The 21,946-nt window shown below is 72.7% G+C and carries 22 protein-coding genes and 1 pseudogene; 9 read left to right on the forward strand and 14 right to left on the reverse strand.

Features of this window, described 5'->3' with window-relative positions; translation table 11 throughout:
* Nucleotides 1-4 precede the first annotated feature (4 nt).
* Entirely contained in the window at nt 5-1,189 is a 1,185-nt protein-coding gene (locus HHX30_RS32565) for a steroid 3-ketoacyl-CoA thiolase (protein ID WP_169986871.1), read from the reverse strand.
* Nucleotides 1,182-2,795 carry an acyl-CoA synthetase gene (locus HHX30_RS32570; protein WP_169986873.1) on the reverse strand — a complete coding sequence of 538 codons (1,614 nt, stop codon included), beginning with the start codon at nt 2,793-2,795 and terminating at the stop codon, nt 1,182-1,184. The genes HHX30_RS32565 and HHX30_RS32570 overlap by 8 nt, the downstream gene beginning before the upstream one ends.
* A gap of 199 nt (nt 2,796-2,994) precedes the next feature.
* Between HHX30_RS32570 and HHX30_RS32575 the strand changes: the two genes are divergently transcribed.
* A complete protein-coding gene (locus HHX30_RS32575; RefSeq protein ID WP_169986875.1) occupies nt 2,995-3,927 on the forward strand; it encodes a 3-oxoacyl-ACP reductase in 933 nt (310 codons plus the stop codon).
* Between the two features lie 28 nt (nt 3,928-3,955).
* Here HHX30_RS32575 and HHX30_RS32580 read toward each other — a convergent pair whose 3' ends face one another.
* The 5 genes from HHX30_RS32580 to HHX30_RS32600 form a co-directional block, all read right to left on the reverse strand.
* Nucleotides 3,956-4,660, reverse strand: coding sequence for a hypothetical protein (locus tag HHX30_RS32580; protein WP_169986877.1), 705 nt, complete (start codon nt 4,658-4,660; stop codon nt 3,956-3,958).
* Between the two features lie 40 nt (nt 4,661-4,700).
* Nucleotides 4,701-4,922, reverse strand: coding sequence for a hypothetical protein (locus tag HHX30_RS32585; protein ID WP_169986879.1), 222 nt, complete (start codon nt 4,920-4,922; stop codon nt 4,701-4,703).
* Between the two features lie 73 nt (nt 4,923-4,995).
* A complete protein-coding gene (locus HHX30_RS43520) occupies nt 4,996-5,772 on the reverse strand; it encodes an SDR family oxidoreductase (RefSeq protein ID WP_169986881.1) in 777 nt (258 codons plus the stop codon).
* A gap of 28 nt (nt 5,773-5,800) precedes the next feature.
* Complete coding sequence (locus tag HHX30_RS32595) at nt 5,801-6,547, reverse strand: SDR family NAD(P)-dependent oxidoreductase (protein WP_169986882.1); 747 nt, start codon at nt 6,545-6,547, stop codon at nt 5,801-5,803.
* Between the two features lie 49 nt (nt 6,548-6,596).
* Nucleotides 6,597-7,226, reverse strand: coding sequence for a TetR family transcriptional regulator (locus tag HHX30_RS32600; RefSeq protein ID WP_169986884.1), 630 nt, complete (start codon nt 7,224-7,226; stop codon nt 6,597-6,599).
* A gap of 156 nt (nt 7,227-7,382) precedes the next feature.
* Here HHX30_RS32600 and HHX30_RS32605 point away from each other — a divergent pair, with 156 nt between their 5' ends.
* Complete coding sequence (locus HHX30_RS32605; protein ID WP_169986886.1) at nt 7,383-8,921, forward strand: FAD-binding protein; 1,539 nt, start codon at nt 7,383-7,385, stop codon at nt 8,919-8,921.
* 64 nt (nt 8,922-8,985) lie between these two features.
* On the opposite strand, the gene HHX30_RS32610 is transcribed toward HHX30_RS32605, so the two are convergent.
* From HHX30_RS32610 to hsaA, 3 genes are all read right to left on the reverse strand, one after another.
* Complete coding sequence (locus HHX30_RS32610) at nt 8,986-9,744, reverse strand: maleylpyruvate isomerase family mycothiol-dependent enzyme (RefSeq protein ID WP_169986888.1); 759 nt, start codon at nt 9,742-9,744, stop codon at nt 8,986-8,988.
* Complete coding sequence (locus tag HHX30_RS32615; protein ID WP_211592922.1) at nt 9,744-10,115, reverse strand: TetR-like C-terminal domain-containing protein; 372 nt, start codon at nt 10,113-10,115, stop codon at nt 9,744-9,746. Before HHX30_RS32615 ends, HHX30_RS32610 begins: the two co-directional genes overlap by 1 nt.
* An 86-nt stretch (nt 10,116-10,201) precedes the next feature.
* On the reverse strand, nt 10,202-11,368 hold the full coding sequence (gene hsaA, locus HHX30_RS32620; protein WP_169986890.1) for a 3-hydroxy-9,10-secoandrosta-1,3,5(10)-triene-9,17-dione monooxygenase oxygenase subunit: 1,167 nt from the start codon (nt 11,366-11,368) through the stop codon (nt 10,202-10,204).
* 172 nt (nt 11,369-11,540) lie between these two features.
* Between hsaA and HHX30_RS32625 the strand changes: the two genes are divergently transcribed.
* Genes HHX30_RS32625 through HHX30_RS32635 form a run of 3 tightly spaced genes read left to right on the forward strand, consistent with a single transcriptional unit; the run spans nt 11,541 to nt 13,755 of the window.
* Nucleotides 11,541-12,710: a Rieske 2Fe-2S domain-containing protein gene (locus tag HHX30_RS32625; RefSeq protein WP_169986892.1), complete on the forward strand. Its 1,170-nt coding sequence runs from the start codon at nt 11,541-11,543 to the stop codon at nt 12,708-12,710.
* Nucleotides 12,707-12,961: a ferredoxin gene (locus HHX30_RS32630; RefSeq protein ID WP_169986894.1), complete on the forward strand. Its 255-nt coding sequence runs from the start codon at nt 12,707-12,709 to the stop codon at nt 12,959-12,961. The genes HHX30_RS32625 and HHX30_RS32630 overlap by 4 nt, the downstream gene beginning before the upstream one ends.
* Nucleotides 12,958-13,755, forward strand: coding sequence for an SDR family oxidoreductase (locus HHX30_RS32635; protein WP_169986896.1), 798 nt, complete (start codon nt 12,958-12,960; stop codon nt 13,753-13,755). The genes HHX30_RS32630 and HHX30_RS32635 overlap by 4 nt, the downstream gene beginning before the upstream one ends.
* A 51-nt stretch (nt 13,756-13,806) precedes the next feature.
* On the opposite strand, the gene HHX30_RS32640 is transcribed toward HHX30_RS32635, so the two are convergent.
* Nucleotides 13,807-14,583, reverse strand: coding sequence for a TetR/AcrR family transcriptional regulator (locus HHX30_RS32640; RefSeq protein WP_169986898.1), 777 nt, complete (start codon nt 14,581-14,583; stop codon nt 13,807-13,809).
* A 113-nt stretch (nt 14,584-14,696) separates the two neighbouring features.
* On the opposite strand from HHX30_RS32640, the gene HHX30_RS32645 reads away from it, so the two are divergent.
* The 3 genes from HHX30_RS32645 to HHX30_RS32655 are packed head-to-tail and all read left to right on the forward strand — an operon-like array spanning nt 14,697 to nt 18,848.
* A complete protein-coding gene (locus tag HHX30_RS32645) occupies nt 14,697-15,287 on the forward strand; it encodes an NADPH-dependent FMN reductase (protein ID WP_169986900.1) in 591 nt (196 codons plus the stop codon).
* Nucleotide 15,288: 1 nt separating this feature from the next.
* Nucleotides 15,289-17,031 (forward strand): ABC transporter ATP-binding protein, encoded by a 1,743-nt coding sequence (locus HHX30_RS32650; RefSeq protein ID WP_169986901.1) that lies wholly within the window; start codon nt 15,289-15,291, stop codon nt 17,029-17,031.
* Nucleotides 17,028-18,848: an ABC transporter ATP-binding protein gene (locus tag HHX30_RS32655; RefSeq protein ID WP_169986903.1), complete on the forward strand. Its 1,821-nt coding sequence runs from the start codon at nt 17,028-17,030 to the stop codon at nt 18,846-18,848. Before HHX30_RS32650 ends, HHX30_RS32655 begins: the two co-directional genes overlap by 4 nt.
* Before the next feature lie 84 nt (nt 18,849-18,932).
* Here the strand turns inward: HHX30_RS32655 and HHX30_RS42950 are convergent.
* Nucleotides 18,933-19,331, reverse strand: a pseudogene (locus tag HHX30_RS42950) (TetR/AcrR family transcriptional regulator); the annotation flags it as partial.
* A 22-nt stretch (nt 19,332-19,353) separates the two neighbouring features.
* Between HHX30_RS42950 and HHX30_RS32665 the strand changes: the two are divergent.
* Nucleotides 19,354-19,695 carry a dihydrofolate reductase family protein gene (locus HHX30_RS32665; protein ID WP_249350696.1) on the forward strand — a complete coding sequence of 114 codons (342 nt, stop codon included), beginning with the start codon at nt 19,354-19,356 and terminating at the stop codon, nt 19,693-19,695.
* An 18-nt stretch (nt 19,696-19,713) separates the two neighbouring features.
* Here HHX30_RS32665 and HHX30_RS32670 read toward each other — a convergent pair whose 3' ends face one another.
* Nucleotides 19,714-20,463, reverse strand: coding sequence for an SDR family NAD(P)-dependent oxidoreductase (locus HHX30_RS32670; RefSeq protein ID WP_169986905.1), 750 nt, complete (start codon nt 20,461-20,463; stop codon nt 19,714-19,716).
* On the reverse strand, nt 20,463-21,944 hold the full coding sequence (locus HHX30_RS32675) for an FAD-dependent oxidoreductase (RefSeq protein WP_169986907.1): 1,482 nt from the start codon (nt 21,942-21,944) through the stop codon (nt 20,463-20,465). Before HHX30_RS32675 ends, HHX30_RS32670 begins: the two co-directional genes overlap by 1 nt.
* Nucleotides 21,945-21,946 lie beyond the last annotated feature (2 nt).

Genomic DNA, 21,946 nt, shown 5'->3' on the forward strand with positions numbered 1-21,946 from the left:
TGCCTCAGATCCGTTCGATGATGGTCGCCGTGGCGTGCGCGCCGCCGGCGCACATGGTCACGAGGGCCGTCGAGCCTCCGGTGCGCTCCAGTTCGCACAGCGCCTGGGTGATCAGGCGGGAGCCGGTCGAGCCGACCGCGTGCCCGAGCGCGATCGCGCCGCCGTTCACGTTGACCTTGTCCATGTCGGCGTCGAGCACCCGCGCCCAGGAGAGCACGACCGAGGCGAACGCCTCGTTGATCTCGACGAGATCGACGTCGGACAGCTTCATGCCCGCCTTGTCCAGCACGTGCCGGGTCGCGTCGATCGGCCCGTCGAGGTGGTAGTAGGGGTCGGAGCCGACCATGCCGGAGGCGACGATGCGCGCCCGCGGGCGCAGCCCGAGCGCGCGCGCCCGGTCCGCGCTCATCAGCAGCACACCGGCCGCGCCGTCGCTGATCTGCGAGGAGTTGCCCGCGGTGTGGATGCCGCCCGGCATCACCGGCTGCAATCTCGCCAATGCCTCCATGCTGGTGTCGCGCAGCCCTTGGTCCCTGGTGACGACGGCGGTCTCCCCCGTCGGTCCCTCGGATCCCATCACCGGCGCCTCGACCGCGAGGACCTGGCCGTCGAACCTGCCCTCCGCCCACGCCTGCGCGGCGCGCCGCTGGGAGCGCAGGCCGAGCGCGTCCGCGTCCTCACGGGTGATGCCGCGCCGCTGCGCGATCCGCTCGGCCGCGGTGAACTGGTCGGGCATGTCCAGGGACCAGGACGCCGGGAGCGGGCTGCCGGCGCCCGGGGTGACCGCGGCGCCGAGGAAGACCCGGCTCATCGACTCGACCCCGCAGCCGATGCCGATGTCGATCGCGCCGGCCGCGATCAGCCCGGCGACCAGGTGCACGGACTGCTGGCCGGAGCCGCAGGCGCAGTCGATCGACGTACAGGCCGTGGTGTACGGCAGGCCCGCGTGCAGCCAGGCCTGGCGGGTGACGTTGTTGGCCTGCTCCCCGGCCTGGGTGACGCAGCCGCCGACGACCTGCGCGACCGCGTCGGGGGCGAGGCCGTTGCGCTCGATCAGAGCCCGGTGCACCGTGCCGAGCAGCTCGGCCGGGTGCAGCCCGGACAGGGCGCCGTAGCGCTTGCCGACCGGTGTGCGCACCGCGTCGACGATGACGGCCCCAGTGACGGCCCCGTTGACGGCCTCAGCCATCGTTCCTCCTCGTGTGGGTGGACAAAACGTTCTTGGCCCACCGGTAGTCGGCCTTGCCGCTGGGCGAGCGTTCGACCGTGTCGACGACGACGATCGAGGCGGGCACCTTGTAGCCGGCGATCTGGGTGCGGCAGTGCGCGCGCAGTTCCCCGGCGTCCGCCGCCACGCCGGGGCGTAGCTCCACCACGGCGGCGACCCGCTCGCCGAACCGCTCGTCGGGCACGCTCGCGACCACCGCGTCCATGACCGCCGGGTGGGACTTCAGCGCCTGCTCGACCTCCTCGGGGAAGACCTTCTCCCCGCCGGTGTTGATGCAGCCCGATCCGCGGCCGAGCAGCACGATCGTGCCGTCCTCCTCGACCCGGGCCATGTCGCCGAGCACCGCCCAGCGCACGCCGTCGACGACCGGGAACGTCTTCGCCGTCCTGTCCGGGTCGTTGTGATAGCGCAGCGGGACGTGCCCGGTCCGCGCGACGTACCCCAGCCGATCGGAGCCGGGCTCGATCGGCCGGAAGCCCTCGTCGACCACCTTGATCCGGGGGCCGGCGGCCAGCCGCATCAGCCCGTCGGGGCCGATCCCGATCGTGCCGTCCACGCCGGACTCCGACGAGCCGAAGCCGTCGTTGACGTAGAGACCGGGAACCAGCGAGGTGGCCTCCTCGCGCACGCTGCGCGACAGCAGCGCCCCTCCCGAGCCGAGCACCTTCATCGAGCTCAGGTCGTGCTCCGCGCCGTGCTCGCGGATGGCGTCGACCAGCGGGCGGGCGATGGCGTCGCCGACCACGGTGACGATCACAGCGTGCTCGCGTTCGATCAGTCGCAGCGTCTCGACCGGGTCGAACCGCCGCAGCAGGACCGTTGTCGAGCCGGCCAGCAGCGCGCTCAACAGCGTGTAGCAGGCCGCGCCGTGCATGAGCGGGGCGGTGAGCAGGTAGACGACGGGCGTGCCCGCCGCCGCGGCCGCGGCCAGTTCCTCCGCCGTCCGGTACGGCGGGCCGTAGTGGTTGCCGCCCTTGAGCGCGGCGAAGTAGAAGTCCTCGTGCCGCCACACGACGCCCTTGGGCATCCCGGTCGTCCCGCCCGTGTAGAGCACGTAGTGGTCGTCGGGGCCGCGCTCGCCGGCCATCGGGACGGCGGCGGGCCGGGCGGCGACCGCCTTCTCGTAGTCCACGACCTCGACGCCGGCCGGCCAGTCGGGCGCCCGCGTGCCGTCGTCCACGACCACCACGTGGCGCAGCTTCGGGCACCGGTCGGTGAGGGCGGCGGCGGACGGGGCGAACTCGCCGCCGATGACGAGGGCGACCAGGCCGGCGTCCTCGTAGATGTAGTGCAGCTCCCGGTCGGTGTACCGGTAGTTGATGTTGATCGGGACGGCTCTGATCTTCAGGCAGGCGAGCAGGGCCTCGACGAACTCCACCCCGTTGAGCATGTGCACGCCCACGTGCTCCTCCGGCCGCACACCGGCCGCGCGCAGGTGGTTGGCCAGGGCGTTCGCCCGGGCGTCGAGCTCCGCGAAGCTCAGCCGCCGGGTGTCGCAGACCAGTGCGAGGCGTTCGGGGACCGCCGCGGCGACGGCCTCGAACAGGGATGCCACGTTCAGCGTCATGGGGTGAGGCTAGAAATCATTTCTGTTTCAGGCAACGGCCCGGTCCCGCTCAGTGGTGCCGCCGATCGCTCGCCGTGCTGCATAGACCCATCCTTGTGTCACTGAGTGGGACACCCGCGACTGAGAGGCCACCCACTGGGCGAGAACTAGAATACATACTAGTTCTGACTGTGATCACTGAGCGGGCAGGAGTGCGCGGATGAGCTCGAACACGAGCCTGGAGGACAAGACCGCCGTCGTCACCGGCGCCGGGGCGGGCCTGGGCCGCAGCGAGGCCCTCGCCCTCGCCGAACGCGGCGCGAACGTCGTGGTCAACGACGTCGGCCCGGCGGCCGAGGACGTCGCGGCCGAGATCAGGGCGCTCGGCCGCAAGGCGGTCGCGGTGACCGGCGACATCGGCGACTGGTCCATGGGCGACCGCCTCGTCCAGACCGCCGTGGAGTCCTTCGGCCGCCTCGACATCGTGGTGAACAACGCCGGCGTGCTGCGCGACAAGATGCTGTTCAACCTGACCGAGTCCGACTGGGACGACGTCATCCGCGTGCACCTCAAGGGGCACGCCGGGCTGTCGCGGGCCGCGGCCGTCCACTGGCGGGCGGCGAGCAAGGCCGCGGGCGGCCCGGTCTACGGCCGTGTGATCAACACCTCCTCCGAGGCGTTCCTGTTCGGGTCGGCCGGCCAGCCGAACTACGCCGCCGCCAAGGCCGGCATCGTCGCGCTGACGCTCGCGACCGCCCAGGGCCTGTCCCGGTACGGCGTGCGGGCCAACGCGATCTGCCCCCGGGCCCGGACGAACATGACGGCCGGCGTGTTCGGCGACGGCGGCGAGGTCGGCGGGCTGGACGTCCTCGCTCCCGAGCGGGTGGCCACGTTCGTCGGCTACCTCGCCTCCCCCGCCTCCGAGGAGATCAACGGCCAGGTGTTCGTGGTGTACGGCGACATGGTGGCCCTCATGGCGGCCCCGACCGTGGAGCGCAAGTTCACCGCCGGCGACGGCGTGTTCTCCGTCGAGGAGCTGGACGCGCAGGTCACCCCGCACTTCAGCGGGCGGGACCCGTACCGGACCTACGCGGCCTACTCGGTCGCGCAGCTCGACACCACCGGCGTGCGGAACGTCGCGCACGCGAAGTGAGGAAGGCGGGCCGCGCGCCGTCGCCCGCTCAGCCGGGAGCCGGCGTGCGGGACCGAACCGGCCGTACGGCCGTACGGACTGAAGCGGCGACGGCCGCGGCGAGAACGGGCAGGCCGGCGGCCAGAGCGGCGATCGACGGCCACGGAGTCGCGAAGCCCACCCGGGGCGTCGGTTCCCACCAGGACGAGGTCGTGACCGGCCACGCCAGGAGCAGGCCGATGAGGCAGCCGGCGGCCACACCCACCGCCGTGCCGATGGCGGCGGCCAGCCCCGCACGGCACGCGGCGGACCACCGCGGCCGTGCGTCCGGGCCGCCGGCCCGCGGTGGTACGCGTCGCGACCGGGCGCCGGGGACCCGGCCGGCCGCGACCAGCGCGCCTCCGAGTGCGACGACGACCGCCACCGCGACGACGATCCGCCAGCCGGACGGAGGTTGGTACCCCCGTTCGACGTAGGTCTGCGCCACGTCGCCGAGCCGCCGGTCCAGCCGCTGCTGCTCCATCTCCGAGGTGCTGTGGACGGAGGGGTCGACGATCAGTTCATCGGGCTCCAGGTTCTGGCCGAGATCCCGGAAGACCCGCGCCGGAAGGAAGACCTCCTCCACGGAAGGGTCGGCCGGCCTCGCGACGGTCGCGGGGACCTGCTTGATCACCGGCGCCGTCGTATCCTCGCCGAGGAGGTCGTACCTGATCGTCACGGAGCCGACCTCGACGTCGTCGGCCGTGACCACCACGGCCGTGTTGTGACCGCGAGGGCCGTGGCGACCATCGTCGTCACGAGCGCGGGAGCGGTCTGTCGTCGTAGTGCACGTCCTCGTGAGTGGACCAGGCGGCGAGCGCCATGATCGCGAAGCCGCTCACGAGGAGAGCCGCTCCCCAGACCAGGGGACGCCGGCGTACGAGCGCACTGGGGGCGGACGGGACGGAGCGCGCCGCGAGCACCGCCGAGCCGAGCCCGAATCCCGCGAAAAGGAACGTGAGGATCTCCGCAGGCACGACAGCAGCGTATTGATCGACCGGCGCGGGTGCCAGGAGTCGAACGGCGACGACCGGGGAGCCGCGCGGGCCGTCAGTACACGTCGGGGCCGCGCAGCGTGGCCTCGGCGCCGCCGTCCACGAAGACGATCTGCCCGGCCATGTGGGAGTTCTCCGGGCTCACCAGCCAGCGCAGCGCGCCGGCGACCACCTCGGGCTCGGCGTAGCCGTTCAGCGGCATCGGCACCGCCCGGTCCATGACCTTGCGCATCGCCTCGTCCTCGAACAGCGGCGCCGACATCGGGGTCAGCACGACGCCCGGCGCCACCGCGTTGAGCGGGATGCCGCATCCGGCCCATTCCGGCGACACCGCCCGGGCGCGCAGCCAGCGGGCCAGGGCGGACTTCGAGGAGGGGTAGAGCAGCCGGCCCTGGCCGCGCTCGACCGCCCGCTCCGCCAGCGCGACCGCCCGCGGTTCGTCGCCGTCGAGGCAGGCGCGGACCACTTCGGGGTCGGCCGGCTGGGTGGCGGAGATCGAGGCCACCGCGGCTGCGCGGGGCCGCTCCGCGCGGGCGAGCGCCGGACGCAGCCCCTCCAGGATCGCGGTCACGCCGAAGAAGTTGACGGTGACCGTGCCCACGGTCACCCCCGAGAGGCCGGCGCAGGCCACGACGGCGTCCAGCTCGCCGCCCGCCCGCTCCAGCACCTCGTGCACCGCGCGGGCGCGGCCTTCGGGGGCGGACAGGTCGGCGCACACCTCGGCGTCCCTCAGGTCGACGCCGATCACCTCCTCGCCTCGCTCCCGCAGCGAGGCGGCCAGCGCCCTGCCGATGCCCGAGGCCGAACCGGTCACCGCGATCGTCCGTGTCACGTCGTCACTCCTTGTCGAAGGGGGCGCGTCAGGTTCCGGAGCCGCCGTCGACCCGGAGGTTCGCACCCGTGAGATATCCGCCGTCGCAGGAGGCCGCGAACGCGATCGCGGCCGCGATCTGCTCGGGGGCGGCGCTGCCGAGCAGCGAGCGGATCCGCCCGAAGTACCGCAGGTCCGCGCCCTCGGGAAACTCGATGTCGCGCGTCAGGGGGGTCGCCACCGTGCCCGGGGAGATCGGCACCACGCGGATGCCGCGCCCCACCACCTCGGCGGCCAGGCTCAGCGAGAAGGCCAGCACGGCGCCCTTCGACGCGGCGTACGCGGTCATGTACGGGTTGCCCTGGGTGGCCGCGATCGACGCGACGTTCACGATGACGCCGGTCCGGTCGGGCAGGTGACGCAGCGCCTCCCGGCAGAACACCGCGGTGCCGACGAGGTTGACCGAGAACAGCAGGTTGAGATCGGCCACGGTCAGCGACTCGATCGGCGTCGTCCGCTGGATCCCCGCGACGTTGACGAGCACGTCGATGCCGCCGAGCGCGGCCGCCGCCGCGTCCACGGCCGCCACCACGGCGGCCTCGTCGGTCACGTCGGCCACGTGCGGGACGTACCGGCCAGGACCTTCGATCAGCGAGCCGGTCTCCGCGAGCCCTGCGGCCGCCCGGTCCACCGCGAAGAGGTCCGCTCCCTCGGCGGCGAGCCTGACCGCGGTGGCCCGCCCGATCCCCGAGCCGGCCCCCGTGAGCAGGACCTTCACCCCGTCGAAGCGATTCATACGCGCACGCTAGCGGCGCGCGGCGGGAGCGGCCCGGGGCGCGTCCCGGTCAGCGGGAGACGGGACCGGAGGGCGCGTTCGATCGGGGCGCCAGCAGCAGCCGGCAGGCGATCCGGATGTCGCTTTCGGTGTCGGTGACCGACGCCCGGCCGTTCAGGCTCATCTGCAGCACGCCGTACCAGCACTGCATCAGCAGCCGGATCAACGTGACGTCCATGACGGTGGGCTCGGCGATGCCGAGCGTCCGCAGGACGATCTGCCGGAACATCAGGTCGATCCGGCCCGCGTCGGCCACCGCGGCGGCGTTGGCGGAGTTCGCCGACTGCAGCATCGCGGTGGCGAGCGCGGGGCGGCGCAGCAGTTGCCTGCTGGCGAGCACGAGCACCTCGCCGACCGCGTCATCCGGCGTCATCCCCGGCTTGGGCTGCTGGACGGTCTCGCCGAACCTGTCGATCTGCTCGGCCATCACCGCGGTGAACAGATGGGTCTTCGAGGGGAAGTACCGGTACAGCGTGGCGATCGCCACCCCGGCCTCCTTGGCCACCTCGTGCATCTGGACCCGCTCGAGCCCCTTCTCGGCGCCCATCCGGGCGGCGGCGCGCAGGATGCGCAGATGACGGGCGCGCTGCTCGGGTGAGCTCGGCTCGGCCGGCGCCCTGACCTCGGCGATCCTCGGCACGTCTCCCCCTGGTCGTTCGTGTGTCGCAACGACGATACACAGCGGAGCTCGCCCACCCGCCACTGGTCCATACCGCTGAGTGGGACGAACGGGCCGGTCACGCGTCCGCTGCGCTTGCCTGTAGCCACCACTATCAGCGACGACAGGAGGAGCGGCATGGCGGGCGCACCCACCCGGGCCTGGGACGACGAGTACGACGTGGTGGTGGCCGGGTCCGGCGCGGGCGCCATGACCGGCGCGCTGACGGCGGCGGCGGGCGGACTGCGCACCGTGGTGCTGGAGAAGACGGCGCTGCTCGGCGGCACGTCCGCGTACTCGGGCGCCGCCGTCTGGCTGCCCGGCACCCAGGTGCAGCGCCGTGCCGGGATCGGCGACTCGACGGAGTCGGCCCGCGCCTACCTCACCGCCCTGCTCGGCGAGGCGGAGGCCGACCGGCGGGAGGCGTTCCTCGCGACCGCGCCCGAGGTGGCCGAGTTCCTGGAGCGCGACCCGGCGATCGAGTTCGAGTGGCGGGCCTTCCCCGACTACTTCCCCGCCCCGGGACGGCTCGACGCGGGGCGGTCGTTCGTGCCGCTGGACCTGCCCGCCGAACGGCTCGGCGACCTCGCCGCGCTGGTCCGGCCGCCGGTGGACCGCGACCGCGAGGGCCGCGGCCACGGCGAGGGCCCGCTGTCGGCCGGGCGGGCGTTGATCGGGCGGCTGCTGCTCGCCCTCGTGAACACCGGCAACGGCACCGTGCGCACCGGCACCGCCCTCACCCGGCTCGTCGTGGAGGACGGCCGGGTGACCGGCGTCGAGGCCGCCACCGCGGAGGGCACCGTACGGCTGCGCGCCCGGAAGGGCGTGCTGCTGGCGGCCGGCGGCTTCGAGGGCGACGCGACGATGCGGGCGGCCCACGGCGTCCCCGGAACGGCCGAGTGGTCGATGGCCCCGGCGGGCGCGAACACCGGCGACCCGATCCGGGCCGCCGCCGCGATCGGCGCGGCCACCGGCCTGATGGACGAGGCGTGGTGGTGCCCGGGCGTGGCGCTGCCGGACGGCCGGGCCGCCTTCACGCTGGGCTTCCACGGCGGGCTCATGGTCGACGCGTCGGGCCGCCGCTTCGCCAACGAGTCGCTGCCGTACGACCGGATGGGCCGCGAGATGCTCGCCGAGCCCGGCCGCGTGCCCGCCCACCTGATCTTCGACTCCCGCTTCGGCGGGCGGCTCCCGGCGATCTCACTGCCGGGACGCCGCGCCGAGGAGCACCTGGAGGCCGGCACCTGGGTGCGCGCCGGCACCCTGGAGGAGCTGGCGGAGCTCATCGGCGTGCCGGGCGAGGCGCTGAAGCACACCGTCGATCGGTTCAACGGCTTCGCCGCGACCGGCGTGGACGAGGACTTCCACCGCGGTGAGGACCCCTACGACCGGTTCTTCGCCGGGAAGTCCGAGGCGCCGAACCCCTGCCTGGTCCCGCTGGGCACCCCGCCCTACTACGCCGCCCGGGTGGTGCTCAGCGACCTCGGCACCAAGGGCGGCCTGCGCACCGACCCCGACGCGCGGGTGCTCCACGGGGACGGGCGGCCGATCCCCGGCCTGTACGCCGCGGGCAACACCAGCGCCTCGTTCTCCGGGCGCCGCTACCCCGGCCCCGGTGTCCCGATCGGCTCGGCCATGGTCTTCGCCTACCGGGCCGCCAGGGACATGGCACGTTGAAAGGACCATTGATGTCAGTCCCCGACCGGCGCCCGCACACGTGGCGGCTTCGCGCCGATACGCGTCAGAAGGGCACGGGCTGGGTGAGCAGCCCGGTTCCGCCGCCCCTGCCGGAGAGGATCCGGCAGAACTCGACGGCGTCCAGGGTGATCTGCTCGCCGCCGCCGCCGTCGCCACCGGTGAAGGTGCCTCCAGCGGGCCCTGTCAGGTGAAGCCGGAACGGCCGGCCGTGGCGCCGTGCCCACTCGGCGGCCACGTCCGCCACGATGCGGCCGTCGTGATCGGCCGTGAGCACGAGGGGGCGGCCCACCGCCCTGGCGATGTCGACACGGTGCATCCACGTGTCGCGGGTGTAGACGACGTCGTACAGGTAGCCCAGCGTCCAGGTCTCCGTCACGCCCCCGACGTCTTGCCTGAGCGGCATCCGGCGCAGCGGCGCCGGCAGCCCGCGCCGGGCGCGAGCGGCGCGGGGCGCCATGGCGGTGAGCCGTTCGACGAGCTGGGACGTGCTCAGATGGGCGCGCTCGGCGACCTGCACCTCGGTGATGCCGTCGATGAGGGGACGGTCGCCCGCCGCCCTGCCGCCCGCTCGGACCTGGTGGACGAACTCACGCAGGGAGACAGGGGACTCCATCGCACCCAGCACGTGCGCGACCACGGCCCGCACGTCCCAGGCCGGGCAGTCGGTCTGTAGGGCCCAGTCGTCGCCGTCCAGCGATCGGACGAGGTCGGCGAAACGCTCGTTCTCGGCCTCGGCCAGCATGGCGGCCTGTGAGCGGCCGAGTGATCGTACGGACTCGATCGCCGTCGCGGTGTCGGGCATCAGCGGACCTTCCTGTGCGTTCGGCTGCGCATGTGGGCGAGAAACATCTCCATGGCCTCGTCGACCAGCTTGAGCCAGCGGTCTCCACCCGGGTCGTTGGAGATCTGCTGGTCGACCAGGCCCGTGGTGAGCGCGGTGAGCATGTCGAGCGCTTCGGGGGCGGTTATGCCGATCGTCACCAGCCCCGCCCGCAACGACTCCAGTGCCTGAACCGCCAGGGCGTAGGACTCGGCGGACGGTTCGAACCCCGGAACCGTCCGCTGGAACATCAGCTGGTAGCGAGCCGGGTCCTCAACGCAGAAGTCGATGAAGATCCACGCGCCGGCGGTCAGATCGCGCAAGGGGTCGCCGGTGAGATCGTGCCGCGACAAGGAGACCGTCAACACCCCGTCTGCGAAGGACGCGCACGAAGAAGAAGCCCGGGCGCGGCGTGCGCCCGGGCTCCCGCGTCGCGGCGTCAGATCAGGTTGTCCTCGACGGCCAGGCCGAACTCGCCCTTGCCGTACATCGCGAGGGCCCGCTCGACGTCGTTGGCCACGTGGACGCTGCCCGCGTGGGCGTCGCGCCAGGCCCGCTCGATCGGGTTGCCCCGGCTGAGGGAGTTGCCCCCGGCGGTCTTGAACAGGATGTCGATCGCCTCCAGCGCCCGCTCGGTGGCGCGCACCTGGTCCCGCCGCACCCGCAGCCGCAGCTCGACCGGGATCGTCTCGCCCCGCACCGCGTGCTCGTACACCTCCCGCACGTTGCGGTCGGTCTGCAGGATCGCCGCGTCGATCTCCGACGCCGCCCGGGCGACCGCCACCTGCGCGAACTGGTCCTCGGCGAACCGGCCGCCGCCCAGGCTGAGCCGTACGCGGTCACGCATCGCGGTCACGTACGACCGGTAGCAGCCGGCCGCCATCCCGATGACCGGGGCGGTGATCGTGGTGGTGAACACGGTGCCGAACGGGATGCGGTAGAGCGGCCCCGGGTTCACCTTCTGGCCGGGGCCGCGCAGCTGCGCCATCTCGTAGTTGCGCATCACGCGGTGCGCGGGCACGAAGGCGTCCTCGACGACGATGTCGTTGCTGCCCGTGCCGCGCAGCCCGATGACGTCCCACACGTCCGCGATCAGGTAGTCGGAGCGGGGCACCAGCACGGTCATGAAGTCCACCGGCTTGCCCTGGTCGCCGAGGACCAGGCCGCCCACCATCGCCCATGACGCGTGCTCACAGCCGGAGGAGAACCGCCACCGGCCGGACAGCCGGTAGCCGCCCTCGGCGGGGACGAGCCGCCCGACCGGCGCGTACGACGAGGAGATCAGCGCGTCCTGGTCGCTCCCCCACACCTCGTCCTGGGCGGCCTCGTCGAACAGGGCCAGCTGCCAGGGGTGCACGCCTAGGACGGAGACGGTCCAGCCGGTGGACCCGCACACCGCCGACATCTCCCTGACCACCTCGTAGAAGCTCACCGGGTCGCTCTCCGCGCCGCCGTACCTCTTGGGCTGCAGCATGCGGAAGACCCCTGCCTGGACCAGCTCCCTGATCGACTCGGCGGGGACCCGGCGGTCCTCGTCGGTGGACCGGGCCCGTTCGGCGATCTTCGGCAACAGCGTGCGAACCGCGTCCAGGACCTCGTTGCTCATGTGGGAGTTCTCCGTGTCGCGCTCGTCGGGCAGATGCCGTCCATGATGGTGCGCGGCGCCGATGAACGCATGTCAGGACCATCCCGGCCAATGGGACTCACCCGTCCGTGGACCCCCGCACCTCCTACCTTGACGGACTGAGAGAACGTGCGTCCTGAAGGGTCGGATCAAGGTGACTGCAGTAGAAGCCGGGAACGACGACATCCGCAGAATCGAGGCGGAGGCGGTGCCCACCCGGTTCGCCCGGGGCTGGCACTGCCTGGGCCTGTCGGAGAAGTTCAAGGACGGCAAGCCGCACACGGTCAAGGCCTTCGGCCAGAAGCTCGTGGTCTTTCAGAGCGGCGACGGCAAGCTCAACGTGCTCGACGCCTACTGCCGGCACATGGGCGGGGACCTGTCGCAGGGCGAGATCAAGGGCGACGAGATCGCCTGCCCGTTCCACGACTGGCGCTGGGGCGGCGACGGCCGCTGCAAGAAGATCCCCTACTCGCGCCGCGTCCCGCTGCGCGCCCGCACCGCCTCCTGGGTCACCATGGACCAGGACGGCCTGCTGTTCGTGTGGAACGACCCGGAGGGCAACCCGCCGCCGCCGGAGGTCACGATCCCCCGGATGGAAGGCGCGACCCGCGACGACTGGACCGACTGGGTCTGGACCGAGACCGTCGTGCACACCAACTGCCGCGAGGTCGTGGACAACGTCGTCGACATGGCGCACTTCTTCTACGTCCACTACTCGTTCCCGACGTACTTCAAGAACATCTTCGAGGGCCACGTCGCCACGCAGATCATGAAGGGCACCGGCCGGCAGGACACCCGCCCGCCCGCGAAGGACGGCGAGCCGAAGCTGCTCGGCAACGACTCGGTCGCGTCGTACCACGGGCCGTCGTTCATGATCGACGAGTTGACCTACCACTACGACACGATGGACATCAACTCGGTCCTGATCAACGCCCACTACCCGATCGACGCGAACTCGTTCGTGCTGCACTCGGGGATCATCGTGCAGCGCACCGACACGCTGCCCGGGCCCGCGGCCGACGAGATGGCCAGGAAGATGAGCTCCTTCATCCTCAAGGGCTTCGACCAGGACGTGCAGATCTGGAAGAACAAGGCCCGCATCGACAACCCGCTGCTGTGCGAGGAGGACGGCCCGGTCTACCAGCTGCGCCGCTGGTACGAGCAGTTCTACGTGGACGCCGCCGACGTCAGGCCGGAGATGGTGGAGCGCTTCGAGTTCGAGCTCGACACCACCCGCCCGGTCGAGGCGTGGAAGAAGGAGGTCGAGGAGAACCTCGCCCGCAAGGCCGCGGAGCTGTCGGCGAGCACGGGCCGGCCCGCATGACGATCCGCCCCGACGACCGGCTGCTCGACGCGCCCATGCAGCCGCTGACCTGCCGCCGGTGCGGTGCCGGGGTCCAGGTGCGCAAGGCGAGCTGGCACCAGACCAGCGTCCAGTGGAACGCCGACGCGGCCGGGACCTGCCAGGAGCGCCGCACCGCCGGTGCGGGAGTCTTCGCCGGCTGCGCGGCGCTGCGGGACTCCATCGTCCAGGCCGCGCTCGACGGCGAGATCGCCGTACCGGAGGAATCGTGATCGACAAGGACGTGTACGGCCCCTGGGCCGTCGTCGCGGGCGGCTCCGAGGGAGTGGGCGCGTCGTTCGCCCACCAGCTCGCCGACGCCGGGCTCAACCTCGTGCTCGTCGCCCGTAAGCCCGGCCCGCTGGCCGAGACGGCCGAGCAGGTCAGGGCCAAGGGCGTCGAGGTGCGCACGCTGGAGCTCGACCTGACCGACCCGGGCGCGCTCAAGACCGTCCGCGCGGCGACCGACGACGTCGAGGTGGGCCTGCTGATCTTCAACGCGGGCGCCAACAGCTACGGTCACGAGTTCGTGACCGGCGACCTCGACCGGGTGCACGGGGTCATCGACCTCAACATCACCGCCCAGCTCGCGCTCGCCCACCACTTCGGCGCGCTGATGCGCGAGCGCCGCCGCGGCGGGATCATCCTGGTCGGCTCGCTCGCCGGATACATGGGCCAGGCGCAGATCAGCGTCTACTCCGCGGTCAAGGCGTTCAGCCGCGTCTTCACGGAAGGGCTGTGGCTGGAGCTGGGCGAGCACGGCGTGCACGTCCTCGAACTCGTCCTCGGCGTGACCCGCACTCCGGCGATGGAGCGGGCGGGGCTGCGGATGGACCTGCCCGGGCTCAACGTGGCCGAGCCCGGCGACGTGGCCCGCGAGGGCCTGGAGCACCTCGCCGACGGCCCGGTCTGGATCGCCGGCGGCAACGAGGAGACGGCCCGCAAGCGGAGCGGCTTCCCCCGGGCCGAGATGGTCCGCAGGGCCCACGAGGCGACCAGGCGGATGATTCCCCCGCCCAGCTCCTGAACCTCGCCGGCACGACAGGCGGCACCCATCCGGGTGGCCGCCTGTCGTCTTTCATATCGTCAGCCGGGCGGCGACGCCGTCGAGCACGGACTCCAGGCCCAGCTCGAACTGCCAGTCGTCGTCGTCCTTCCTGACGCCCTCGCGGATGTAGCGCTCGAACGCGGGATAGCGGCCCGACTCCAGCAGCCACTTCATCCGGGACGAGTAGATGGTGCGCAGGTCGTCCATCTTCTCGGCGCCCTCCTTGCGCATCAGCCGGGCCATCCTGATCCGGGCGGTGGTCGCCCCGGTGACGAACGCCGTGACCGTGCCGATGACGGTCATCGCCGTGTCGGCGTCGAGGCCGAGGCCGTCGAGCGACGCGAGCAGCCGGTCGGTGCGCGCGACGAAGTTGGGTGTCAGCGGCCCGGCCTGGGCCGTGGTCTCCACCAGCCAGGGATGGCGCAGCATGAGGGCGCGCAGCCGCAGGGCGGACACCCGCAGGACCTCCCGCCAGTCGCGCCCCTCCGCGGCCCGCGCCTCCTCGGCGTAGACCGCGTCCACCATCAGCTCGATCACGTCGTCCTTGCCGCGCACGTAGCGGTAGAGGCCCATGGTGGCGACGCCGAGCCGCTCGGCCAGCCGGCGCATCGAGACCGCGTCCAGCCCCTCGGCGTCCGCGATCTCCACGGCCGCCGCGGCGATCTGCGCGTGGGTCAGCGCCGCGCGGGGCGGCCGGGCGGGGCGCTCCATCCGCTGCCAGATGGACTCGTGAACGCCGCCCCCAGTGTTGCCCCCCGGGTCGCCCCCTGTGTCGTCCGCAGCGTCGTCCGCTCTCTTCCCGGCCATCGTCGTGCTCCTCCCGGTTCGGTGTGTACATCGTACTTGGCCTTGTACACCGTACGCACGTGCGCGTACGGTGTACCCGTTGCGTACGACGTACACACCTCGTGGAGGAAACCATGTCCGGGAACAACCGGCTCAACGTGGCGATGATCATCGGCAGCGTCCGGGACGGGAGGGTGGCGCCCCTCGTCGCCAACTGGTTCGCCGGCCAGGCGGAACGGCGCGACGACGTCGCGCTCGACGTGATCGACCTGGCCGAGACCCGGCTCCCGGACGGGCTGCGCGGGCACTTCGGCGGCGAGAAGCCGGAAGAGGTCGCCGGGCTCCGGCCCCGGGTGGAGGCCGCGGACGCCTTCGTCGTCGTGACGCCGGAGTACAACCGCAGCTTTCCCGCCGCGCTCAAGCTGATGATCGACAGCTACCACCGGGAGTGGGCGGCCAAGCCCGTCGGGTTCGTCTGCTACGGCGGAATGTCCAGCGGCCTGCGAGCCGTCGAGCAGCTCAGGCTCGTCTTCGCCGAGTTGCACGCCGTGACGATCCGCGACTCCGTCGCCTTCCAGAGCCCCTGGACGCTGTTCGACGCCGAGGGGAACTGGCCGAAGGACCCCGCGGGCCCCGAGGGCGCCGCCAAGGTCATGCTCGACGAGCTCGTCTGGTTCGGGCGGGCCCTGCGCGAGGCACGGGCGGCCCGGCCGTACGGGGGCTGAGATGGGCTCTCTGCTCCGCTCCGTTCTGCGGCCCCGTCGCGGCGCCGTCGCCCTGATCGGCGTGCTCCAGATCGCGCAGGCGCTCGCCGCCCTCCTGCTGCCCACGATCAACGCCACGCTCATCGACGACGGCGTGCTGCGTGGCGACACCGGGCTGATCCTGCGCCTGGGCGGCCTCATGGCGGCCGGGACGCTGGCACAGGTCCTGTGCTCGGCCGTGGTGGGCGCCCTCGCCGCCAGGACCGCCGCCGCCGTCGGCCAGGACCTCCGCGCGGCCGTCTACGCGAAGGTCCAGTCGTTCTCCTCCCGGGAGATGGGCCGGTTCGGCGTGCCGTCCCTGATCACCCGCACCGTCGGCGACGTGCAGCAGGTGCAGACGCTGGTCTTCATGGGACTGACCGGCCTGGCCGCCACGCCCATGATCTTCCTCGGCGGGGTGGTCATGGCGCTGCGGCAGGACCTGCGCCTGTCCACCCTGCTGCTGGTCGCGCTGCCCGCGCTGTCTGCCGTCCTGTGGGCGATCCTGCGCCGGCTCACCCCGCTGTCACAGGCGGCGCAGCGCGGCGTCGACCAGGTCAACCGGCTGGTGCGCGAGCAGATCGCCGGGGTCCGGGTCGTCCGGGCCTTCGCCGCCGAGGACCGCGAACGCGCGAGGTTCGCCGAGGCCAACGGCGCGCTGACGGGCTTCGCCGTACGCGCCGCACGGCTGGCGGCCGTGATGTATCCCGCCGGGATGCTGATCGGCAACCTGTGCGGCGTGGCGGTGGTCTGGTTCGGCGGGCACCTCGTCGACGACGGCGTCACCCAGGTGGGCTCGCTGGTGGCGTTCCTCAACTACCTGGCCGTGATCCTGGGATCGGCCCTGCTCGCGACCTTCACCGTCCTGGCCGCGCCGCGCGCCCGGGTCTCCGCCCTGCGGGTGCGCGAGGTGCTGCAGACCGGGACGGAACCGGACGCGTCCCCGGCCGGCACCGATCGGACCCGGCGGGGCCGGATTTGGCAGGGCGAGGTGGAGGTCCGCGACGCGCACATGCGCTATCCGGGGGCCGAAGATCCGGTGCTGCGGGGCGTGAACCTCCTCGTCCGCCCCGGCGAGACCGTCGCGGTCGTCGGCTCCACCGGCGCGGGCAAGACGACCCTGCTGAACCTCGTGGCCCGGCTGCTCGGCCCGACCGGCGGGCAGGTGCTCCTGGACGGGACGGACCTCTCGTCGCTGCCCCCGGAGGAACCGGCCGGCGTCGTCGGCCTGGTGCCGCAGCGGCCGTACCTGTTCTCCGGGACCATCGTCGCCAACCTCAAATACGGCAGGCCCGAGGCGACCGACGCCGAGCTGTGGCACGCGCTGGAGGTCGCGCAGGCGCGCGACTTCGTCGAGGCGCTGCCGGAGGGCCTGGAGACGCCGCTCGGGCAGGGGGGCGCGTCGCTGTCCGGCGGCCAGCGGCAGCGTTTGACGGTGGCGCGGGCCCTGGTCGCCCGGCCCCGGGTCCTGCTGCTCGACGACCCGTTCTCCGCGCTCGACCCGATCACCGAGCGGGCGCTCGCCGACGCGCTGGCGCGGGAGACCCGCGACGTCGCCGTCGTCCTGGTCGCCCAGCGGATCTCCTCGACCCGGCACGCCGACCGGCTGGTGGTGCTCGACGAGGGCCGCGTCGCCGGGTCCGGAACCCACGAGGAGCTGCTGGCCTCGTGCCCCGCCTACCGCGAGATCGTGTTCTCCCAGACAGGCCAGGAGGTGGCCGCATGACAGCCCGGAAGCGAGGCGCCGTACGGCGTCTGCTGGAGACGGCCCGGCCGGAACTCCCGCTCGCCGTGGCCGCCCTGGCCTGCGCGGCAGCGGCCGTGGCCCTGACCGTGGCGGTCCCCCGGCTGCTCGGCGCGGCCACCGACCTGGTGCTGTCCGCCGTGTCCGGGCACCGCCGGGTGGACTTCGCCGCGACCGGCCGGGTCCTGCTGGGCGCCCTCACCTGCTACCTGGCCGCGTTCGGTCTCTCCTTCGTCCAGCAGCGGACGACCGCGACCATCGCGCAGCGGCTGGTCTTCCGGCTGCGGGAGCGGACCCAGGCCAAGCTCGCGCGGCTGCCGCTGGCCTACTTCGACGGACGGCAGCGGGGCGACGTGCTCTCACGCGCCACCAACGACGTCGACAACATCGGACAGACGATGCAGCAGGTGCTCGGCGTGGCGGTCACCGCGCTGCTCACACTCGTCGGCGTGCTGGTGATGATGGTGTGGACCTCGCCGCTGCTCGCCCTGGTCTCGGTCGTCATGGTGCCGCTGTCCGTCGTGGCGGCCAGGGTGGTCGGCAGGCGGGCGCAGCCGAGGTTCGCCGAGCAGTTCGCCGCCACGGGCAGGCTGGGCGCCCACATCGAGGAGACCTACACCGGGCACGCCCTGGTCAGGGTCTTCGGCCGGCGGCGCGAGGCCGTACGGGAGTTCGGCGAGCACAACGACGCGGTGTTCCGCGCGGGATTCCGGGCGCAGCTGCTGTCCAGCCTGATCGGCCCGTCGATGTCGCTCGTCATGAACCTCAACTACGTGCTCGTCGCGGTGATCGGCGGCCTGCGGGTGGCGGCCGGCGCGCTGTCGGTCGGCGACGTGCAGGCGTTCATCCAGTACTGCCTGCAGTTCGGGCAGCCGGTGAACCAGGTCACGTCGATGTCCACCCTTCTGCAGTCGGTGCTCGCCTCGGCCGGGCGGATCTTCGAGCTGCTCGACGAGGACGAGGAGGAGCCCGTCGCCGACCCCGTCCGCCTTCCGGCCACGGCCACCGGGCGAGTGACGTTCGAGAACGTCTCGTTCCGGTACGCGCCGGATCGTCCCCTCATCGAGGACCTGTCCCTCGTCGCGGAGCCGGGGCAGACCGTCGCGATCGTCGGCCCGACCGGCGCGGGCAAGACCACGCTGATCAACCTGCTCATGCGCTTCTACGACGTCACGGGCGGGCGGATCACCGTCGACGGGGTGGACATCGCCCGGGTGTCCAGACAGGAGCTGCGCGCCAGGATCGGCATGGTGCTGCAGGACACCTGGCTGCGCCACGGCACGATCGCCGACAACATCGCGTACGGCGCCGGCGACGTGCCGCGCGAGCGAATCGTCGAGGTGGCCAGGGCCACCGGCGTCGACCACCTCGTGCGCACGCTGCCCGACGGGTACGACACGGTGGTCGACGACGACGGCGAGAGCCTCAGCGCGGGCGAGCGGCAGCTCGTCACGATCGCCCGCGCGTTCCTGGCCGATCCCCCGATCCTGGTGCTCGACGAGGCCACCAGCGCGCTCGACACCCGCACCGAGGCGCTCGTGCAACGGGCCATGACCTCGCTGCGGGCCGGGCGCACGGGATTCGTCATCGCCCACCGGCTGTCGACCATCAGGAACGCCGACCTGATCCTCGTGCTGGACGAGGGGCGGATCGTGGAGCAGGGCACGCACGACGAACTGCTGGCGGCGGGCGGCGCCTACGCCCGGCTGTACCGTGCTCAACTCTCCGGGGCTCAACTCTCCGGGGCTCAACTCTCCGGGACACGGCCGGCGGCGCCGGACCCGGTGGCGGCGAGCTGACGGGCACGCGGCCGCTCGGCCCGCCGCCGGGGCCCCTCCCGGCGGCGGGCCGCCCTCGCCGCCCTTCGTGTCCGGCACCAGGCGCTCCACCGCGTGCTCGACGAGGTCGTGCAGCCGCGCCTCGGTGAACACGTCGGGCAGCGTGAGCCGCTCCACGATGAGCCAGTTCATGGCCAGGTAGAGCAGCTCCACCGCCGTGGCGTCGCCGGGCAGGCCGGAGTCGAGGTGGTGGCGGACGTTGGCGTCGACGTCCTCCCTGATCCGCTCGGTGAGCACGGCCCGCAGGCCCGGCCTGCGGGTCGCCTCCAGGCGCAGCTCCAGCAGCGCGAGATAACCCGTGCGGTAGGTGCTGATCCGGTCGACCAGCTCGTGCATCAGCTCGGCGACCCTGGCCCGGTCCCGCGGCCCCTCCAGGCTCCTCGCGACGGTTTCGGCGTCCGGCTCCAGCCTCTCGTAGATGTGCGCCCCTGCCTGCGTGAGCATCTCGTCGCTGTTGGCGAAGTAGTTGGAGGCCGTTCCGCCCGGCACCCGCGCCTGGGCGTCCACCGCCCTGGCCTCGATCCCCGAGATCGCCGACCCGCGGGTGGAGCTGGTGCCCGGTGACCCGATCGGCCTCGTGCAGCGGCTGAGGAAGGAGGAGGGCGGCGACATCTGGCTCTGCGGCGGCGGACAGCTCGCGGGCGCGCTGCTCCCGGAGATCGACGAACTGATCGTCAGGAGCTACCCGGTCGTGGCCGGCGACGGGATCTCCGCGTTCACCGGAACCTTCCGCCCCACCCTGTTCACCCCAGCCCGCAGCCGCTCCTTCGGCAACGGCGCCACCGTCGCCTGGTACGACCGGACGTGACCGGGGCCGGGACGACGGTCAGCTGTGCGAGCCGCCGTCCACGCGGACCTCCACCCCGTTGAGGTAGGCGCCGTCCGCCGAGGCAGCGTACGCGATGGTCCCGGCGATGTCCTCCGGGCGGCCCGGCCTCCCCCAGAGGGGATAGGTGCGCGCGTACCAGGAGGTGTCGATGCCGGCGAACGTCTCCCGGTTGGCGGTCAGCGGCGTGGCGACGCCGCCGGGCGAGATCGGGACGACGCGGATGCGGCGCGGCGCCAGCTCGGCGGCGAGGCTGATCGAGAACGACAGCAGCGCGCCCTTGGACGCCGCGTAGCCGGTCATCCAGGGATGCGCCTTCGTCGCCGCCGTCGAGGTGACGTTCACCACCACGCCCGTGCCGTCCGGAACGTGCGGCAGCACCTCCCGGCAGAACACGACCGGGGCGAACACGTTGATCGCGAAGATCTGCCGGTAGTCGTCGAGCCGCAGCGACTCCATCGGGGTCACCCGCAGCACGCCGGCGACGTTGGCCAGCACGTCCACCCGGCCGAGGCGGGCGACGGCCGCGGCCGCGGCCGACTCCACCGCCGGCTCGTCCGCCAGGTCCGCCTGCCAGGGGATGAAGCGATCGGTCCCGCCCGCGAGCTTGCCGGTCTCCGCGAGCCCGTCCTCGTCCCGGTCCACGGCGAACACCGTGGCGCCCTCCTTCAGCAGCCGTACGGCCGCCGCCCTGCCGATGCCCGACGCCGCCCCGGTGAGCAGCACGTTCTTACCGTCGAACCGGTTCATCACGCCTCCCTGGCGACTGCGCGGCCGGCGCGGCGGCCGAAGAAGGTGCCGTCACCAAGTGACGTGCCGCTGATGTAACCCTCGCCGTGCATGCCCGAGGAGGCGCGGCCCGCCGCGTAGAGGCCCGGGATGGGCCGTCCGGACTGGTTCAGCACCTCGCCGTCCACGGTCGTCCGCAGGCCGCCGAGCGTGAAGCCCGCGGCTCCGGTTCCCCTGCCCGCGCTGTCGCGATCGCCCATGCCGAACCCCAGGCGCGGGTCGGCGGCGGCGAACGGCCCCTTCAACGGGCGCAGCCACTTCGGGTCCTTGTGGAAGTAGGGGTCCTCACCATGCTCGGCGTGCCTGTTGTACACCGCGACGGTGTCCTCCAGCGCACCGGGCGGCATGCCGAGCGACTCCTCCAGCTCCGCGAGGGTCTCGGCCACGAAGACCGGGCGCACGCCCCACAGGTCCCGCGCCGGGATGTCCTCGTAGCCCTCCTCGTCGATGATCGCCCAGTACGGCCCCGGCTGGTGCCGTACGGCGGCGACGCTGAACAGGCCGGGATAGACGTCCTCGTTGACGAAGCGGCGGCCGAGACCGTTGACGAGCATGCCGCGCACCAGCATCGCGGGCAGCGCCGTCATCGCGATCTCGACCTCGCCCATGCGGCGGGTGGCCGCGCCGACGGCGGTGGCCATGCGGATGCCGCCGCCGTCGTCCAGGCCGTCGCTGACCTTGCCGTGCCCGATCAGCACCGGGGCGTGGTCGGCGAGCATCTCCTCGTTGTCGACGAACCCGCCGGTGGTGAGCACCACTCCCCTGCGGGCGCGGTAGGTCACCCGCTCGCCGTACCGGCGGGCCACGACCCCGGCGACGCGGCCGTCCGCGTCGAGGACGAGATTGGTGGCGCGGGTGTCGGTGTGACATGCGGCTCCGGCCGCCCGCGCCGCCCCGATCAGCTTCTCCATGAGCAGCCGCCCGCCCCAGCTCTCGACGGCCGGGCGGTGGCCGCGCGGCACCGGCCGCGCGAGGGTGGTGTACGGCCAGGCGTTCTCCCCCAGCCACATGAGGCCGTCGCTCGTCGGCGGCATCCAGCTCGGCGCGTCGTAGAACGACTCGTTGAACGGCACGCCCCTGGCCCGGAACCACTCGAAGTGCTCGACGCTGCCGTCGCAGTACAGCCGCAGTTTCTCCTCGTCGGCGTGCGGGCCGAGCGCCGCCGCGAGGTAGGCGAACATGTTGTCCGGGTCGTCCTCGAACCCGCAGGCCCGCTGGACGGCCGTGCCGCCGCCGAGGTACAGCTCGCCGCCGGACATGGCGGACGAGCCGCCGGGGCCGCCCGCCCGCTCCAGCACGAGCACGTCCGCGCCCGCCGTCGCGGCCTCGTACGCGGCGGCCGCCCCGGCGCAGCCGAAGCCGACGACGAGCACGTCGCACTCGTGGTCGAACGCCGCCACGGAGGCCGCCGGCACGGGGTCGACCGAGGGCAGGGGGGTCATGC

It is taken from the genome of Microbispora sp. H10836 (genome assembly GCF_012999525.1).
Classification (GTDB): domain Bacteria; phylum Actinomycetota; class Actinomycetes; order Streptosporangiales; family Streptosporangiaceae; genus Microbispora.